The organism is Nocardiopsis sp. EMB25, from assembly GCF_026797795.1.
GTDB classification, from domain to species: Bacteria; Actinomycetota; Actinomycetes; order Streptosporangiales; family Streptosporangiaceae; genus Nocardiopsis; species Nocardiopsis lucentensis.
The window spans coordinates 731,033-747,507 of sequence record NZ_JAMTDN010000001.1 but is presented as its reverse complement, the minus strand read 5'-3'; the positions used below and the strand labels follow the sequence as shown (position 1 = coordinate 747,507).

Sequence of the window (16,475 nt, the reverse complement as noted above, 5' to 3'; positions counted from 1 at the left end):
CGCTTCGCTTCGGCCCACCCGTCGCCCTCACGGGCCCACGCGCGCGTCAGTGGCCGTCGATCATGCCGCTGACCCGTACGAGGTCCTCGGTGGTGTCGATGTCCTCGGGGCTGGCGACGTCGTCGCACTCCACGGTGGTCACCAGGTGCGAGTAGGTGCGCAGGAAGGGGCGTGCTCCCACGTCGCGCACGGCCATGGCGTGCACCGTGGACCAGTGTTCCCGGCCCAGGAGGACGGGGTTGCGCGGATTTCCCGCGTAGGTGGCCACGGCGGCGCGGGCGCCCTGGGCGTGGACCCTCAGGAGTCGGCGCACCGCCTCCGGGGTGACCAGGGGCTGGTCGGCCAGGGCGACGAGAACGGCGTCCACCGTGTCGGGCAGGGCGTCGATCCCGGCCCGCACCGAGGAGCCCATCCCCGTGGCCCAGTCGGGGTTGAGCACCGTGAGGGCGCCGCGTACGGAGGTGTCCGCCGCGCCCAGCACCACCAGGACGGGGGCGCAGCCACCCGCGGCCAGAGTGCGCACGCCCCGGTCGACCAGGCGTTCACCGCCCACCTCGACCAGGGCCTTGGGGCGTCCGAGGCGACTCCCCGAACCCGCCGCCAGCAGCAGCCCCGCCACAGCTCCCGCCCGTTCGCTCCCCGCGTTCCCCGTGTCCCCAGTCACCATGTCGTGATGATGCCACGCGCCCGGCGGGTGCGTGGCGTACGCGCGCTGGTCCGCTGGAGGAGCTTCCCGGCTCCGCGCGCCGACACCGCTGTGACCAGGCACTTCACAGGACGTCGGGTTTCGGTTCACTTGTGGGTGTGACCGAATCCGGCCGGAACGAGCGGGCGCGTGTCGCGGTGGATACGACCGCTCGTCTCGCGCAGGGCACGACCGCTCCCGCCCCAACGCGTCTGGACGAGCTCGGCCGCGATGGACACGGCGGTCTCCTCCGGGGTCCTGGCACCCAGGTCCAGACCGATCGGCGAGTGCAGGCGCACCAGGTCCTCCTCGCCCACCCCGGCCTCGCGCAGGCGTTCCAGCCGGTCCTCGTGGGTGCGCCGCGACCCCATCGCGCCGATGTAGCCCGCCCGGGTGGCCAGGGCCGCCTTGATGACGGGGACGTCGAACTTGGGGTCGTGGGTGAGTACGCACACGACCGTGCGCTCGTCGATCTGGTCGGCGATCTCGTCCACGAACACGTGCGGCCACTTGACGACCACCTCGTCCGCGGTGGGAAAGCGCTTGGGCGTGGCGAACACCGGACGCGCGTCGCAGACCGTCACCCGGTAACCGAGGTAGGAGCCCAGGTCGGCGACGGCGGCGGCGAAGTCGATCGCGCCGAAGACCAGCATGCGCGGGGCGGGCGCGAAGGACTGGACGAAGACCTCCAGCGCGTCGCCGCGCCGCTGGCCGTCCACCCCGTAGCGCAGGAGGCCCGTGCTGCCCTGGGCCAGCATCCCGCGCACGTCGTCGTCGAGGGCGTCGGTGAGGCGGCCGGCGGTCGGCCCCAGGTCGCCCTCGGCGTGGTCCGGCCACACGACGCGGCGGCGCCCCAGCCGACCGGAGTCGGAGGGGTCGGACACCACGGTGGCGACGGCGACCGGCTGGTGCTCGTCGATGGCCGCGAGGACCGATCCCAGCTCGGGGAAGGTCGCCCGGCTGACCGGCTCGACGAACACGTGCAGCGTGCCGCCGCAGGTGAGGCCGACGCTGAAGGCCTCTTCATCGCTCACACCGTAGGTGCGGCGGACCGGTCGGCCCGTGCGGATGGCCTCCAGGGCCTCCTCGTAGACCGCGCCCTCCACGCAACCGCCGGAGACGGAGCCGACGACCTCGCCGGAGTCGCCCACGGCCATGGCGGCTCCGGGATCGCGGGGCGCGCTCTTGTCGGTGTCGATCACCGTGGCCAATGCGAACGTCTCGCCGGTGGCGTGGAGATCGGCCACGGCCGCTCGGATGTCGCGCACTCGGATACCCCTTCCGCGTTCCCCCACACGACCTTCGATACCAACGTATGTGCCCCACCCAACACAAAGGGAGTCCCCGTTCCGCCAAGAAACGGGGACCCCCCTGGTAGATGTCTACGAGCCGCCGGGTTCCGGTGCCTCACCGCGCTCGTGCAGCATGGCGCGGAACTCCTCCAGGTCGCGGCGCGCCCGCTCCCCGTCGGCGCTCTGAATGCCCATCACGGCGAGGGTGGTGCCGTCGGACAGGTCCACCGACGGCCAGGGCTCGCCGACCGGCATACGGATGTCGACGATCTCCGGCCAGGCCAGCACGTGGGTGCGGATGCCGTTGACCACGGTCACGTTGTGCTCGGCGGCCACGAGCCTGGGCCGGGCGAGCAGGTGCAGGCCGGCGGCGATCACCAGGCCCAGCATGACCAGCAGCACCCGGTCCTGCAACCGCCAGTCCTCGGGCAGGATCACCGTCAGCACCACCATGGTGGCCACGACCAGCAGCCCCATCCCGTAGGCGACGATCCGTACCGCCCTCGGCCGCCAGGTCCGCGGAAGTGCGGGCCCGCGCTCCGTCTCGTCCACCGGTCGTTCCCTCGTTCGCACCTACTGCTCCAGGCTCGGCCCCGCTTGCGGGGCTCACTACGCGTCGTCCCCGGGGTCGACGCGTTCCGGTCGGGCCGACCGGAAGGCGGGGGTCAACGTCGCAGACCGCGCAGGGCCGCCGCCGTGTCCAGGGCGGCCCAGGTCGCCTCCGCGCCCTTGTCCTCGGCGCTTCCGGGCAGGCCCGCGCGGTCGCGTGCCTGCTCCAGGGTGTCACAGGTGAGTACCCCGTTGCCCACGGGGGTGGCCTCACGCAGGGCGACCTCGGTGAGCCCGTGGGTCACCGACTGGCACACGTAGTCGAAGTGCGGGGTGCCGCCGCGGATGACCGCGCCCAGGGCGATGACCGCGTCGTGCTTGCGGGCCAGCTCCTGGGCGACGACGGGGATCTCGACCGCGCCGGCCACCCGCACCACGACGGGGTCGACCGCGCCGGAGGCCTTGATCACGTCAAGGGCCCGGGCCAGCATCGGTTCGACGATCTGCGCGTTCCAGCGGGTGACGACGATGCCCACCGACATCCCCGAGGCGTCGACCTCCTGGGCGTCGGGGCGGCCTTCTCCACTCATGTGTTCTCCCTGTGTCGGTGCGGTGGGGGTCGGTGCCGACGCGTCCCCGTGACGGGCGCGGTGTCGGCGGTGGCGGGGCGGCGGATCGGATCCTACTGGGCCACGCCGCTCAGCTCGTGTCCCATCCGGTCCCGCTTGGTGCGCAGGTACGTGATGTTGTCCCGGGTGACGAAGGAGGGCATGGCCACCCGCTCCGCCACGTGGACGCCGTGCGCCGTCAGCCCCTCGGCCTTGGCCGGGTTGTTGGACAGCAGCCGGACCGAGGTGACGCCCAGGTCGGTGAGGATCTGGGCGCCCGCGCCGAACTCGCGCGCGTCGGCGGGCAGGCCCAGGCGCAGGTTGGCGTCGACGGTGTCCACTCCCTGGTCCTGGAGGCTGTAGGCGCGCAGCTTGTGCAGCAGTCCGATCCCCCGGCCCTCGTGGCCGCCCAGGTAGACGACGACGCCGCGCCCCTCCTGGGCGATGTCGGCCATGGCCGCGTCGAGCTGGGCGCCGCAGTCGCAGCGGTGCGAACCGAAGGCGTCTCCGGTCAGGCACTCCGAGTGCAGACGGGCCAGGACGTCGGTGCCGTCGGTGAGGTCGCCGTACACGAGCGCGACGTGCTCGGCGCCGTCGGTCGTGCCCTTGAACCCGATGGCGCGCCACTCCCCGTGCTCGTTGGGCATGCGGGTCTCCACCATGCGGGTGACCAGCGGCGGGGCGGCCTGGTCGGAGGTGAGGGTGTGACCGAGGGCGGCGCGGTGGGCGGCCAACTGCTCGACCGACACCAGCTTCAGGCCGTGCTCGTCGGCGAACTCGCGCAGGCGGGGCAGGCGCGCCATGGTGCCGTCGTCGTTGACCACCTCGGCCAGGACCCCGGCGGGGCGCAGCCCGGCCAGCCGCGCGAAGTCGACGGAGGCCTCGGTGTGGCCCCGGCGGGCGAGCACGCCGCCCGGGCGGGCGCGCAGCGGGAGGATGTGGCCGGGGCGCACGAAGTCGACGGGACGGCTGTCGGTGTCGGCCAGCAGTCGGATGGTGCGGGCCCGGTCGGCGGCGGAGATGCCGGTGGTGACGCCCTCGCGCGCGTCGACGGTCACCGTGTAGGCGGTGCGCAGGCTCTCCTCGTTGCGTGCGGTCATCAGGGGGAGGTCGAGGCGGTCGAGGTCGTCGCCCTCCATGGGAACGCACACCACGCCGGAGGTGTGGCGGATCATGAACGCCAGGAGTTCGGGGGTGGCGAGCTCGGCGGCGAAGATGATGTCGCCCTCGTTCTCGCGGTCCTCGTCGTCCACGACCACGATCGCGCGTCCGGCGGCGAAGTCGGCGACCGCGTCGCCGATGGAGTCGAGGACCACGGCCGGTTCGGTGGTGTCCGCGGTGCCTGGTGTGGTGTCGGTGACGGTCATGACGGCTCCCAGGAGATGACTGCTGGTGGTGTGGTGGGTGCGTGGCGGCCCGTCGGGGGTCTCGCCCCCGGAGGTCGGGTCAGCCGCGGGCACGGGCCGCGGTGACGGCGGCGATGCGCTCGACGTACTTGGCGACGACGTCCACCTCGACGTTGACGGTGGCGCCGAGGGCGAGCTCGCCCAGGGTGGTGGCCCGCAGGGTCTCCGGGATGAGGCTGACCTCGAAGAACTCCTCGGAGGCGTCGGGGGCGCTGACGGCGGAGACGGTCAGACTGGTGCCGTCCACGGTGATCGAACCCTTCTCGACCACGTACGGGGACAGCTCGGCGGACAGGTCGAACCGCAGGACGTCCCAGTTGTCGCCGGGGTTTCGGGAGACCAGACGCGCGGTGCCGTCGACGTGGCCCTGCACGATGTGGCCGCCGAGACGGCCGTCGGCGCGGGCCGCCCGTTCGAGGTTGACCGGGGAGCCGGGGACGAGCGCGCCCAGGGAGGAGCGGTCGAGGGACTCCTTCATGACGTCGGCGGTGAAGGTGCCCTCACCCTGTCCGACCACGGTCAGGCACACGCCGTTGACCGCGATGGAGTCGCCGTGGCCCGCGTCGGAGGAGACCAGCGGTCCGCGCACGGTCAGTAGGAGCGACTCGCCCGTGGTTCCGGCGGGTTCGATGGACACGACCTCGCCGAGTTCCTCCACGATTCCGGTGAACACCCTTGTCATCCCTTCGCCTCATGGCGCTCCGGGGCATGGGGGTGTGGAATCGGGTCCACGACGGGGCGGGGCCGAAGGCGCGCGCGGCACGCCGGTGGGACCCGTCCCCACGCGTACTGCCTCCCATCCGGACTCTCACCGTCGGTACCGGAATTCCACCGGTTCAACCGGCCGATGGCTTCGGCCGGGTCGCGGACTGTCACCGCCGGTTCGGACTTTCACCGACCCCGGAGCACGCGTTCGACTGTCGTCGATCCGGATCCTACCTGGTCGTGCCCTCGGGGCCTAGGCGGTGTGAGTCTACTCACGGGTTCACTCAGGCGTCGGCGGCACCGTCCGTGGCGGCGACCGCGGCCTCGGGGCGGCGGGCCAAGCCGCTGCGGACGAAGGTCTCGGGCGCCCCGAAGGAGGCCCACAGCGCGATGAGGGTGTAGACGGCGAACGCGGCCGCGGCCTCGGCGAACCCGGTCAGTCCGCCGAGGAGGAGGTCCTCGGCCACCTGGAGGAGCACCACGACCGAGGTGCCGAGGACGAAGCGCGCGGCGCGGGCGGTCAGGGCTCCCTCAGCGCTGTACCAGCCGCGACCGTGGAGCAGGGTGAAGCCGACGAGACCGCCGAGCAGGGCACCGCAGACGGTGAACAGCCCGGTGAGCGTCGTTCCGGCCGGATCGGCGGGGACCGCGCCCATCCACTCCGCGGGCGCGGCCCAGTCGGCGCGCACGAGGCCCTGCCACACGACGGCCGCCGCGCAGGGCAGGACGGAGACCGCCGCCGCGCAGCCCGCCCAGGCCGCGGTGGACAGACGCCGCCACCAGCGCAGGACGCGCTCCTCCCAGCGCAGGAACGCCCACAGGACGGCGACGCCGACGAGGAGGCCGGCGAGAACGTCGCTGAGGAAGTGCACACCGAGGTAGAGGCGGGACAGGCAGATCAGCGCGACCAGGGCGGCCGCCGCTCCGAGCCAGGCGCGGCTGCCCGAGCGCAGGCCCAGGTAGCCCCACAGGACTGTGGAGGCCTGGGCGTGCCCGGAGGGGATCCCGAAGCTGGACTCGGCGGCGTGCGCGGTCACCTGGTGGCTGAACCAGAAGGGGCGGGCCCCGTAGATGAGCCCCTTGAGCAGGTAGTTGACCGCGCCGGAGGCGACGACGGCCACGAAGAGCCGGGCGCCGGTCCCGGCGTTCACGCACCAGAAGACGAGGGTGAGCAGGAGGACGATGAAGGTCTGGGAGCCGAGCCCGGTGATGAGGCCGAGGGGTGGGGCCAACCAGTCGCCCCACCCCTGCACCCAGAGGATCGGGGTGGTCTCGGCCTCCCACAGGGCGTCCATGGCCAGGTGCTCGGGTGTCCAAGCGTTCAACGCGCACTCCACGGGTCCGCGCCTGGCAACGCCTCACGCCGCGCCGCTCCCCCGGGGCGCGCGCTGGCGCGAGGGGAAGACGGAGCCGCGACCAAGCGGAATCAACGACTACGGACGGGAAGCATAGGACGCGGGCCGCCCGCGTGACCAGAGCCACACGGGCTGCGCGCCGGGATCGTTATGCGAGGGGGCTGGCCTTGGTCGCCAGGGAGCGCAGGGTGTCGACCGCCCCCGCGGGGTCCTGGGCGCCGTAGACGGCCGAGCCCGCGACGAAGACGTCGGCTCCGGCCTCGGCGGCGCGTTCGATGGTCTCGGCGCTGACGCCGCCGTCGACCTGAAGCCAGACGGAGGACTGGCGGGTGTCGAGGATCTCGCGCGCCTTGCGGATCTTGGGCAGGACCACGTCGAGGAACTTCTGGCCGCCGAAGCCGGGCTCGACGGTCATGAGCAGGAGCATGTCCATCTCGCCGATGAGGTCGGCGTAGGGCTCGACCGGCTCGGCGGGGTTGAGGGCCAGCCCGGCGCGAGCGCCGAGGCGGCGGATCTCGCGCAGGGTGCGCACGGGGGCGCCCGCGGCCTTGGCGTGGATGGTGACGCTGCCCGCGCCCGCCTCGGCGTAGGCGGGGGCCCAGCGGTCGGGGTCCTCGATCATCAGGTGGCAGTCCAGCGGCGTGGTGGCCGCCTTGCGCAGGGACTCCACGATCGGCAGGCCGAGCGTCAGGTTGGGGACGAAGTGGTTGTCCATGACGTCGACGTGGAGCCAGTCGGCGGAGGGGGACACGGCCGCCGCCTCATCCGCGAGGTGGGCGAAGTCGGCGCTGAGGATGCTGGGTGAGATCTGGATTGCCACACCCGCAGTGTAGCGAGGAGCGTTCGGGCCGGTGCTTGCACCCAGGTCAGCCGGTTCCGCCCTGTCCGATGACGATGGCGCCCACCCGTGCCCCCGGACAGGACTATCACGAGTACGTCAAGTGCCTGAGTACGAACCAAAGGACGATCACAAGGGCCAGAAACCCCCAGAGAACCCAGTTCACGTCCCAGGCTTTGGGCGCGACGGACGATCCGCTCAACGCGTCATCCGTTCCTGAGGGCTCGGAGACAGCTGAGGAGCGCGCCTGATCCAGGGTCCTCGTTCGCGCTGCCGGGGCCGCCGGAGGGTCGGCGCGGCCGAGCAGGGACATCAGCAGTGCCTCCGAGGTGGGACGCGTGGCGGGGTCCTTGGCCAGGGCCCGGCCGACCAGGGTACGCAGCGGCTCGGGGAGCGCGGACAGGTCGGGGTCGGCGTGCAGCACCTTGTACAGGACGGTGGGCACCGTCGGCCCGTCGAAGGGGGAGGAGCCGCCCGCGGTGAAGGCGACGAGCGTCCCCCACGCGAACACGTCGGATGCGGGCGTGGCGTCGCCCTCGGCGATCTGCTCGGGAGCCATGAACGCGGGGGTGCCGATGGTGGAGTGCGTGACGGTACCGGCCCCGCTCGGGACCTGGGCGATGCCGAAGTCGATCACCCGCGCGCCGCCCTCGCCGAGGATCACGTTGCCCGGCTTGAGGTCGCGGTGCACGATCCCGGCCTCGTGGATGGCCACGAGCGCGGTCGCGGTGACCACCGCCAGGCGGTTGAGGTCCCCGCCGGACATCGGTCCCCGGTCGCGGACGCGCTGGTGGAGGGTGGGTCCCTCGACGTACTCGCTGACGATGTAGGGCGGCTGGGCGTCCATGTCGGCGTCGACCACGGCGGCGGTGCAGAAGGTGGCGACCTTGCGCGCCGCCTCGGCCTCGCGCGCGAACCGTCGGCGCATGCCGGGGTCGGCCATCGCCTCCTCGGTGAGGGTCTTGACGGCCACCCGGGCGCCGGTGCCGTCCTCGCCCAGGTAGACGGTGCCCTGCCCGCCACTGCCCAGGCGGCGGAGGACGCGGTAACCGCCGACCGACGCAGGGGCCGGATCGTGCGGCGACGGCGGTGGGGTACTCATGCGCGGACGGCTCCAGGGGGGCGATGGCCGATACGCGCCGGGGGCAGGGGCGCGGCACGACCCTATCCGACCCCGCCCCGGACTCACGGATGGACCGCGGGTGCCCCGTCGACATCCTCCGGGAGGGCCGGCCCCTCCCGGAGGTCGGCCGGTGCCTCGGCCCGGCTGTCCCCCTGTCCGAAGGCCACACCAGCCGCGCCCGCGTGAGCCCCAGCGCACCATCCCCCGTCCTCGTCCCGGCTCACGGTGTGCCGGACTCCCGCCGCCGTCACGCCTCGGACCTGCGAAGCAGCGCCAGGAACATGGCGTCGGTCCCGTGGACGTGCGGCCAGAACTGGACGTACCCGCCCTCGGGACCCGCCGCCAGGTCGGGGATCCCGTCCAGGTAGTCGGCGGCGCGCAGCAGGGTGAGGTCGTCGCGCTCGTCGAGCACGCGGCGCACGATCCCGTCGGTCTCGTCCAGGTGCGGTGAGCACGTCACGTACGCCACCACCCCGCCGGGGCGCACGGACTCGACCGCGCTGACGAGCAGGTCGTGCTGGAGCGGCGCCAGCGCGGCGACCGACTCCGGCGTGCGGCGCCAGCGCGACTCCGGGCGGCGCCGCAGCGCCCCCAACCCGGTGCAGGGCACGTCCACCAGGACGCGGTCGAAGACACCCGGCCGCCACGCCGGCGCGGTGCCGTCGGCGACCACGACCCGACCGGCGTCGCGCGGCGCGCGACGCACCGCCGTGGCCACGAGTCCGGCGCGCGCGGGCTGAACCTCCGACGCCAGCAGGCGGGCCTCGCGCTGCCCGGCCAGGGAGGCCAGCAGCCCGGCCTTCCCGCCGGGGCCGGCGCACATGTCCAGCCACAGGGCGTCGTCGCCGTGGGCGTCCACCCGGGTCAGCGCCAGCGCGACCAACTGGCTGGCCTCGTCCTGCACCGCGGCCCGGTTCTGGCGCACCTCGCGGATGGCGGCGGGGTCGCCCTCGGGCAGGTAGGCGCCGAACGGCGAGTAGCGCGCCTCCTCGGCGCCCGCGGCGACCAGGTCGGCGACCGTGGAGCGGCCGGGCTTGGCGACGAGGGTGACGCGGGGGCGCTCGTTGTGCGCGATGAGCAGACGCTCCGTCTCGACCAACCCGGTGGAGGAGCGCTCCCCCAGCGCGCGGGCCAGGTCCTTGACCACCCACCTCGGGTGGCTGTGTACGACGGACAGGTATCCGCTGGGGTCGGTGGCGCGATCGGGCGCGACGACCTCCATCCACGCCTCCAGGTCGCGCGCGGACACCCTGCGCAGGACGGCGTTGGCGAACCTGGCCCGGTGGTGGCCGACCACCTTCCTGGCCAGGTCGACGGTGGCGCTGACGGCCGCGTGCGGTGGGATCTTCGTCGACAGCAGCTGGTGGGCGCCCAGGCGCAGCACGGGCAGCACCTCGCGGTCCACGGAGGCCAGCGTACGGTCCACGCAGGCCTCCAGGATCGCGTCGTAGGTGCCCTGCCGGCGCAGCGTCCCGTAGGTGAGCTCGGTGGCCAGCGCGGCGTCCCTGCCGCTGATCCCCCGGTCGGCGAGCTGGGCGGGCAGCAGGAGGTTGGCGTAGGCGTCGCGCTGCTCGACCGCGAGCAGGACGTCGTAGGCGACGCGGCGGGCCGGGTCACGGGGTTTGGGCGGTCCGGAGGTTCCCCGGCCTCCGCCCTGCGCGGGCTTCCCGCCCCGTCGGGGTCGGCGGTACGGGGATCGGGACTGCTCGCTCAACTGTGTTCTGCCTCAACGAACCGGGGACGGGGTCTGGTGGGGGCGGTCCGGAGCGGACCGCGCGGCCAGGGCACATGCCCTAGACGAGACTACGGCAGCTCAGCGGCCCAGGCGGTCATCTTCGGTGGGACGCACGCCACGGGCCCAGTCCACCGCCGCCATCGCACGCTTGCCCTGGGGCTGTACCTCGCCCAGGAGCACCGGGTTGGTGCTGGTCCCCACGACCACCCGCCGCTTGTCGGCGTGCACCTGCCCGGGGTCGAGGGCGGGGGTGTCGGCATCGGGCAGGGGGCTGACCGGGCCGACCTTGAGCCGGGTGCCGCGGAAGGTGGTCCACGCGCCGGGCGCGGGCGTGCAGGCGCGGGCGACGCGGTCCACGCGCTGGGCGGGGGCGGTGAAGTCGAGTTCGGCGTCCTCGGGGGTGAGCTTGGACGCGTAGGAGACCCCGTCCCCCTCCTGCGGCACCGCGGTGAGCTGGCCGCCGGCGATGCCGTCGATCGTGCGCACGAGCAGTTCGGCCCCGGCCACGGACAGGCGGTCGAGGAGTTCGCCGCTGGTGTCGGTGGGGCGCACGGTCTCGGTGAGGGTGCCAAAGACCGGGCCGGCGTCGAGCTCCTTGACGATCCGGAAGGTCGAGGCGCCGGTGACGTCGTCGCCGTGCAGGATGGCGTGCTGGACGGGGGCGGCGCCGCGCCAGGCGGGCAGCAGCGAGAAGTGCAGGTTGATCCAGCCGCGCTCGGGGATGTCGAGCGCGCGCTGGGGCAGGAGGGCGCCGTAGGCCACCACGGGGCAGCAGTCCGGGCCGATCTCGGCGAGCCGCTCCAGGAATTCGGGGTCGCCCGCCTTCTCCGGCTTGAGGACCTCGATCCCCTCGCCGGCGGCCAGCTCGGCGACCGGGCTGGCCGACATCCTCCGCCCGCGCCCGGAGCGCGCGTCGGGGCGGGTCACGACCGCCGCCACCTCGTGGTCGGAGTCGATCAGCGCCCGCAGGGACGGCACCGCCACCTCAGGCGTTCCAGCAAAGACGAGCTTCATCTACGGGTCCCCTCCACTGCTGACGGAAACCGTCCCGGGTCGCGCCGCGCCCCCGGCGCCCCGGACCGCGTGACACCCCCGTGCACGGTCTGTACGCGTCCCAGTTCTACCAGTCGTGCGGGCGGCTCGGAGCCATGAACCACGGGCTCTGTCGGGGGCTTCTGGTACACCAGAGGTGATGACAGCGCAGCCCGGCCCGCCCGACGGAGTCCTCTTCGACCTTCCCGAACAGGACCCGCCCAAGGCCGCCTTGGCGAAGGCCCGCCACGCGGCCAGGAAGCGGCCCGCCGACCGCCTGCCCGTCGCGCGCGTGGTCGTGGACACTCCGCTCCCCCACCTGGACCGCTACTTCGACTACCGGGTGCCCGCCGACATGGACGAGGCCGCCGTTCCCGGCTGCCGGGTCAAGGTGCGCTTCAACAACCGCCAGCTCGGCGGGTTCCTCGTCGAGCGGACGGAGACCTCGGACTTCGCCGGTCGCCTGGCCTACCTGGAGTCGGTGGTCTCCCCCGAGCCCGTCCTGACCCCGGAGGTCCTCAGCCTGGCCCGTGCCGTCGCCGACCGGTACGCGGGCACGCTGAGCGACGTCCTGCGCCTGGCCGTCCCCCCGCGCCACGCCCGGGTGGAACGGGAGGAGAGCCCCGAGGAGGAGTCCGGGGAGCCCGAGGCCGGTGCCGGGGCGACCGGGGCCGAGGGGGAGGACACGCCGCGGGACGAGGACGCCGACCCGGGCCCGTGGGCGGACTACCCCGAGGGGTCCGCCTTCCTCCAGGCCCTGCGCGAGGGCCGAGCCGCGCGCGCGGTGTGGAGTGCCCTCCCCGGCGCGGACTGGGCGGACGCCGTGGCGGACGCGGCCGGGGCGACGCTGGACGGAGGGCGCGGAACGGTCATCGTCGTGCCCGACGGCCGAGACGTCGAGGCCGTCGACGCCGCGCTCACCCGCCGCCTCGGCGAGGGCCGCCATGTGGCGCTCACCGCCGGTCTCGGGCCCGCCAAACGCTACCGGAGGTGGCTGGCGGCCCTGCGCGGACGGGTCCGGGTCGTCGTGGGCACGCGGGCCGCGGTCTTCGCACCGATACGCGACCTGGGGCTGGTGGTGCTCTGGGACGACGGCGACGACGTGCACGCCGAACCGCACGCCCCCTACCCCCACGCCCGCACGGTCCTGGCGATGCGCGCGCACCGCGCCGACGCCGGGGCCTTGATCGGCGGACACACGCGTACCACCGACGCCCAGCTGCTGGTGGAGTCGGGGTGGGCGCGTCCGCTCGCGGCGGACCGGGCGACCCTGCGGCGGCGGGTGCCGATCGTGCGGGCCGCCGGAGACGACCGGGAACTGGCCCGGGACGAGGCGGCGCGGTCGGCGCGGATGCCGAGTCTGGCCCTGCGCGCGGCCCGGGACGCGGCCCGGACGGGTCCCGTGCTCTTCCAGGTGCCCCGCCGGGGCTACCTCAACACGCTGGCCTGCGCGGGGTGCCGTGAGCCCGCCCGGTGTGACGCGTGCCGGGGGCCACTGGCCGTGCGCGGTTCGCACGCGATGCCCTCGTGCGGCTGGTGCGGCCGGGTGGCCGGGCAGTGGGCCTGTCCCGAGTGCGGTGTGACCCGCATGCGCGCGGTCGTGGTGGGCGCCCGGCGCACGGCGGAGGAGTTGGGCCGCGCCTTCCCCTCGCTGACGGTGCGCACGTCCGGCCGGGAGGAGGTGCTGTCCGCGGTCGCCGACCGGCCCTCGATCATCGTGGCCACGCCCGGCGCCGAACCCACGGCCGAGAACGGGTACGCGGCGGCCGTGCTGCTGGACGGGTGGGCGCTGCTCAACCGGTTGGACCTGCGGGCGTCGGAGGAGGCGCTGCGACGCTGGCTGAACGCGTCGGCCCTGGTCCGGCCCGGCGGAACGGTGGTGGTGTCGGCCGACGCGGCGCTACCGGTCGTGCAGTCGCTCGTGCGCTGGGATCCGGCCGGGTTCGCCGAACGCGAGCTGGCCGACCGGCGTGAGCTGGGTTTCCCCCCGGCGGTCACGATGGCCTCGGTCACCGGCGCCCCCGAGCACGTCCGCGAGCTGCTCGACCAGCTCGAACTGCCCGAGGGGACCGAACTCCTCGGGCCGGTGCCCGTGGGCTCCCCGAGGGAGGAGACCGCGGAGGGCGTCCACCAGACCGAGCGCGCCCTGCTCCGGGTCCCTCGTGGCGGTGTCGGAGCGCTGGCCAGGTCGCTGAAGGTGGCCGCCTCGGCCCGTAGCGCGCGCCGCGACGAGCATCTGGCCCAGGTCCGGGTGGATCCGCTGCACGTGGTCTGAGGGCACGGTCGGGGCCCCGCGCGAAGGACGGTCAGCTCCGGCCGTACCCGGCCCGGTACAGGTCGCGGAGCAGGGCGATCTCCGCACCGTGGTGGAAGATCTCCCGGTTCAGGTGCAGGACCAGCGCCACCATGGGGAAGTCCGCCCACTGGGGTGCCTCGGCGCCGCCCACGGGTGCGGCCATCGCCTCGTCGTCGAGTTCCTGGAGGTGGTCGGACCAGGCCCGGTAGGCCGCGTGCAGGCGTGCGCGGGCGTTGTCGGCGCCGCTGGGCCAGTCGATCGTGTCCCGGGTCGCCGTCCGGTCGCCGAAATGCCAGTTCACCCGGGTCTCCAGCACGTCCACGACGATGTGCCCGAGCCGCCAGGCGATCGTGGTCACCGGTGGCGGATCCGGTTCGGCCCCGGCCCCGTCGGGCGCGTACCGTCCGTCGGGGAGCCGGTGCACCGTCCAGGCCCCGGCGACGGGCTCCCAGAGGTACTCCGCGTCGGTGAGGCCCTCCAGCCTCGGCCACAGGGAGTAGTCCCAGTAGAACTGGAGCTGCGCCAGCGTCTCCCCCGTCCAGTTCACAGCCATCGGGACGACCCCCTCGTCCGTGTCCGAGCCCGGCCCAGTCCACCGAGGACCCCGCTGCCCTCGGCGGACACCTCCTCGTCTGGATAGGGCCACCAGGTGATGTCCGCGACACCGGGTTCCAGGAGCCGGAACGGGGCGAAGGCGGACTCTGTGTCCGCGGGGGGCGCGGAGGAGGTCAGGGCGAGGTAGCCGCCGCCACGCATCAGGGAGTGCAGCCCGTCGATCCAGGTGGGGGACGTGTCGGCGGTGAGGGGGCGGGTGAGGAGGACGGCGAGGGGGCGGTCGAGGTCCACGTGGCCGGAGGTCCGCAGGCGGTGTAGGAGTGTGGTGGGGTCGGCGCCGTCTCCGGACAGGACCGCGGTGTCGGAGCTGGAGAGGACGCCCGCCGTCCCGTACGGGGCGACGTGCACGACCGCGGCGCCGGGTCTGCGCTCCCGGACACGCGTGCCCGTCCCGGGCACGGCGCACCCCCAGTCGACGAACTGGTCGACTCCGGCGTCAGCGCACAGGTAGTCGATGATCCTGCCGAGGAAGCGCTCGTGTCGGCGGAGGTGGTCGGCGGCGCGGGGGTCGGGGAGCCATGTCTGCGCCCGGCGGCCGAGGCCGACGACGCCTGGCTGTCGTCCGGGGAGCGGTACGGGGTCCGGCCGCTGGGAGGCTGCCGTGAGCGGGCCTGCCTTCGATCCTCGGACGTCCGTCACGATCATGCTCCCCCAGCCGGTCCGCTCGCGGGAGGCACGGCGCACGGGCTCACCGATCGGGATCGTCCACAACGCGCCGTACCGTCAGGGCCCGATGCTACCCCCGGCAACGTGATCCGCCACACAGGGTTGGGTGATTTGCGCCCCGCTTCTCCGTCTGGGTGGTATCGCGACGTGATCCGCGGCGGGGCGCCCACTCCCGTGTCCGGTCCCGCACCGCCTCACAGCACGTTGCGCGGATCCGGGACCGGCGCCAGGCGTCCGTCGCAGTCGGCGTACTCCCACCGGGGGCCGTGCGCCACCAGGTCGGCGACCGCCCCGACCAACCGGTCGACGTGCTCGGTCGTGGTGCCCACGCCCAGGCTCGCCCGGACGGCCTGCGCGTGCCCCTCGGGCAGCAGGCGGCGGGTCAGGGGGTGCGCGCAGAACAGGCCGTCGCGCACACCGATCCCGTACTCCGCGGACAGGGCGGCGGCCAGGAGTTCGGCGGGCAACCCGTCCACGGTGAAGGACACGATGCCCACGCGCGCGTGGTCGGCCCCCCACAGGGACAGCTCGCGGACCCCGTCGATCCCGGCCAGGCCCGCGCGCAGGCGCTCCAACAGCGCTGACTCACGGATGTGCAGGAGCTCCTGGGTGGCGGGGGTGAGGGTGTCGCAGGCCGCGGCCAAGGCGACGGCGCCCAGCACGTTGGGGCTGCCCGCCTCGTGCCGTGCGGGCAGGTCGTTCCACTGGACGTCGTGTTCGGTGACCAGCTTGGTGGCCCCTCCCCCGGACAGGTAGGGGGTGGCCGCGCGCAGCCAGTCGGCGCGCCCGGCCAGCACGCCGGAGCCGAAGGGGGCGTAGAGCTTGTGCCCGGACAGGGCCACGTAGTCGGCGCCGGTGGCGGCGAGGCTGAAGGGCAGGTGCGGCACGTACTGGGCGGCGTCGACGACCACGCGGGCGCCCTCGGCGTGGGCCACCCGGACCAGCTCCTCGACGGGCCAGATCTCGCCGGTGACGTTGGAGGCGGCGGTCACGCACAGCAGGGTCGGCCCCGCGGGGGCCTCCTCCAGGGCCTTACGGGCGGCGGCGACCGCGGCCTCGGGGGACTCGGGCAGGGGCAGGCGCACGACCCGACCCGCACGGGAGGCGGGGTGTTCCCAGGGCAGCAGGCTCGCGTGGTGCTCGGACTCGAAGACGACCACGGTGCAGCCCTCGGGGACGGAGCGCGCCAGCAGGTTGAGGGCGTCGGTGGTGCCGCGCACGAACACCACGGCGTCGGCGGGCTCGGTGCGCGCGCCCAGGAAGCGGGCGACGCCGCGGCGGGCGCGCTCGTAGGCGTCCGTGCTCACCTGGGAGTGGTGGCCCGCGCCGCGGTGCACGCTGGCGTAGTAGGGCAGGGCGGCCGACAGGGCGTCGGCCACGGAGGTCAGACACGGGGCGCTGGCCGCGTAGTCGAAGTTGGCGTAGTCGACGCGCTCTCCGGTGACGAGGGGGACGCCGGTGTCGGCCGTGACGATCGCGCACTCGGGGGATTCGGGGGAACGCAGGGAGTGGATGTGATGGACCGTGGTCAAGATGCACCTCTTTCGTGGGTCGGGGGACCCACGGGGCG

Annotated in this window: 15 protein-coding genes and 1 riboswitch; of the genes, 1 reads left to right on the top strand and 14 read right to left on the bottom strand. The window is 73.9% G+C overall.

All coding sequences use genetic code 11. The features are described 5' to 3' along the window. Nucleotides 1-46: 46 nt before the first annotated feature. The 11 genes from KIK06_RS03145 to fmt form a co-directional block, all read right to left on the bottom strand. Nucleotides 47-619 carry a nucleotidyltransferase family protein gene (locus KIK06_RS03145; RefSeq protein ID WP_268645834.1) on the bottom strand — a complete coding sequence of 191 codons (573 nt, stop codon included), beginning with the start codon at nucleotides 617-619 and terminating at the stop codon, nucleotides 47-49. Nucleotides 620-792: 173 nt separating this feature from the next. Further along, nucleotides 793-1,953, bottom strand: a complete 1,161-nt coding sequence (locus tag KIK06_RS03140) for an XdhC family protein (protein WP_268641827.1) — start codon at nucleotides 1,951-1,953, stop codon at nucleotides 793-795. Nucleotides 1,954-2,067: 114 nt separating this feature from the next. Continuing rightward, nucleotides 2,068-2,529: a PH domain-containing protein gene (locus KIK06_RS03135; protein ID WP_017600273.1), complete on the bottom strand. Its 462-nt coding sequence runs from the start codon at nucleotides 2,527-2,529 to the stop codon at nucleotides 2,068-2,070. Between the two features lie 113 nt (nucleotides 2,530-2,642). After that, complete coding sequence (ribH, locus tag KIK06_RS03130; RefSeq protein WP_017600274.1) at nucleotides 2,643-3,116, bottom strand: 6,7-dimethyl-8-ribityllumazine synthase; 474 nt, start codon at nucleotides 3,114-3,116, stop codon at nucleotides 2,643-2,645. A gap of 92 nt (nucleotides 3,117-3,208) precedes the next feature. Then, entirely contained in the window at nucleotides 3,209-4,501 is a 1,293-nt protein-coding gene (locus KIK06_RS03125) for a bifunctional 3,4-dihydroxy-2-butanone-4-phosphate synthase/GTP cyclohydrolase II (protein ID WP_017600275.1), read from the bottom strand. 79 nt (nucleotides 4,502-4,580) lie between these two features. Continuing rightward, on the bottom strand, nucleotides 4,581-5,213 hold the full coding sequence (locus KIK06_RS03120) for a riboflavin synthase (RefSeq protein WP_268645833.1): 633 nt from the start codon (nucleotides 5,211-5,213) through the stop codon (nucleotides 4,581-4,583). Between the two features lie 109 nt (nucleotides 5,214-5,322). Next, nucleotides 5,323-5,453, bottom strand: a riboswitch (FMN riboswitch). Nucleotides 5,454-5,529: 76 nt separating this feature from the next. Next, a complete protein-coding gene (locus KIK06_RS03115) occupies nucleotides 5,530-6,570 on the bottom strand; it encodes a phosphatase PAP2 family protein (protein WP_268641826.1) in 1,041 nt (346 codons plus the stop codon). Between the two features lie 178 nt (nucleotides 6,571-6,748). Beyond that, the gene (rpe, locus tag KIK06_RS03110) at nucleotides 6,749-7,420 is read right to left on the bottom strand and encodes a ribulose-phosphate 3-epimerase (protein WP_017600279.1); all 672 of its coding nucleotides are present in this window, start codon (nucleotides 7,418-7,420) and stop codon (nucleotides 6,749-6,751) included. A 106-nt stretch (nucleotides 7,421-7,526) separates the two neighbouring features. Beyond that, on the bottom strand, nucleotides 7,527-8,540 hold the full coding sequence (locus KIK06_RS03105) for a serine/threonine-protein kinase (protein WP_268641825.1): 1,014 nt from the start codon (nucleotides 8,538-8,540) through the stop codon (nucleotides 7,527-7,529). A 268-nt stretch (nucleotides 8,541-8,808) separates the two neighbouring features. After that, the gene (locus tag KIK06_RS03100) at nucleotides 8,809-10,275 is read right to left on the bottom strand and encodes an RsmB/NOP family class I SAM-dependent RNA methyltransferase (protein ID WP_017600280.1); all 1,467 of its coding nucleotides are present in this window, start codon (nucleotides 10,273-10,275) and stop codon (nucleotides 8,809-8,811) included. 99 nt (nucleotides 10,276-10,374) lie between these two features. Then, nucleotides 10,375-11,310, bottom strand: coding sequence for a methionyl-tRNA formyltransferase (gene fmt / locus KIK06_RS03095; RefSeq protein ID WP_026127897.1), 936 nt, complete (start codon nucleotides 11,308-11,310; stop codon nucleotides 10,375-10,377). 178 nt (nucleotides 11,311-11,488) lie between these two features. On the opposite strand from fmt, the gene KIK06_RS03090 reads away from it, so the two are divergent. Beyond that, nucleotides 11,489-13,603 (top strand): primosomal protein N', encoded by a 2,115-nt coding sequence (locus KIK06_RS03090; RefSeq protein ID WP_268641823.1) that lies wholly within the window; start codon nucleotides 11,489-11,491, stop codon nucleotides 13,601-13,603. Between the two features lie 31 nt (nucleotides 13,604-13,634). On the opposite strand, the gene KIK06_RS03085 is transcribed toward KIK06_RS03090, so the two are convergent. The 3 genes from KIK06_RS03085 to KIK06_RS03075 all read right to left on the bottom strand — a co-directional run bounded on the left by KIK06_RS03085 (nucleotide 13,635) and on the right by KIK06_RS03075 (nucleotide 16,437). After that, nucleotides 13,635-14,177, bottom strand: a complete 543-nt coding sequence (locus KIK06_RS03085; RefSeq protein ID WP_026127898.1) for a DinB family protein — start codon at nucleotides 14,175-14,177, stop codon at nucleotides 13,635-13,637. Next, nucleotides 14,168-14,884 carry an SAM-dependent methyltransferase gene (locus KIK06_RS03080; protein ID WP_026127899.1) on the bottom strand — a complete coding sequence of 239 codons (717 nt, stop codon included), beginning with the start codon at nucleotides 14,882-14,884 and terminating at the stop codon, nucleotides 14,168-14,170. The genes KIK06_RS03085 and KIK06_RS03080 overlap by 10 nt, the downstream gene beginning before the upstream one ends. Before the next feature lie 215 nt (nucleotides 14,885-15,099). Next, nucleotides 15,100-16,437, bottom strand: a complete 1,338-nt coding sequence (locus KIK06_RS03075; protein WP_268641822.1) for an aminotransferase class V-fold PLP-dependent enzyme — start codon at nucleotides 16,435-16,437, stop codon at nucleotides 15,100-15,102. Nucleotides 16,438-16,475 lie beyond the last annotated feature (38 nt).

What these genes read in the sequence shown, in the direction of transcription:
- KIK06_RS03080 (WP_026127899.1), bottom strand. Translation starts at nt 14,884, where the DNA reads ATGATCGTGACGGACGTCCGAGGATCGAAGGCAGGCCCGCTCACGGCA.
- KIK06_RS03105 (WP_268641825.1), bottom strand. Translation starts at nt 8,540, where the DNA reads ATGAGTACCCCACCGCCGTCGCCGCACGATCCGGCCCCTGCGTCGGTC.
- ribH (WP_017600274.1), bottom strand. Translation starts at nt 3,116, where the DNA reads ATGAGTGGAGAAGGCCGCCCCGACGCCCAGGAGGTCGACGCCTCGGGG.
- KIK06_RS03085 (WP_026127898.1), bottom strand. Translation starts at nt 14,177, where the DNA reads ATGGCTGTGAACTGGACGGGGGAGACGCTGGCGCAGCTCCAGTTCTAC.
- KIK06_RS03125 (WP_017600275.1), bottom strand. Translation starts at nt 4,501, where the DNA reads ATGACCGTCACCGACACCACACCAGGCACCGCGGACACCACCGAACCG.
- fmt (WP_026127897.1), bottom strand. Translation starts at nt 11,310, where the DNA reads ATGAAGCTCGTCTTTGCTGGAACGCCTGAGGTGGCGGTGCCGTCCCTG.
- KIK06_RS03090 (WP_268641823.1), top strand. Translation starts at nt 11,489, where the DNA reads ATGACAGCGCAGCCCGGCCCGCCCGACGGAGTCCTCTTCGACCTTCCC.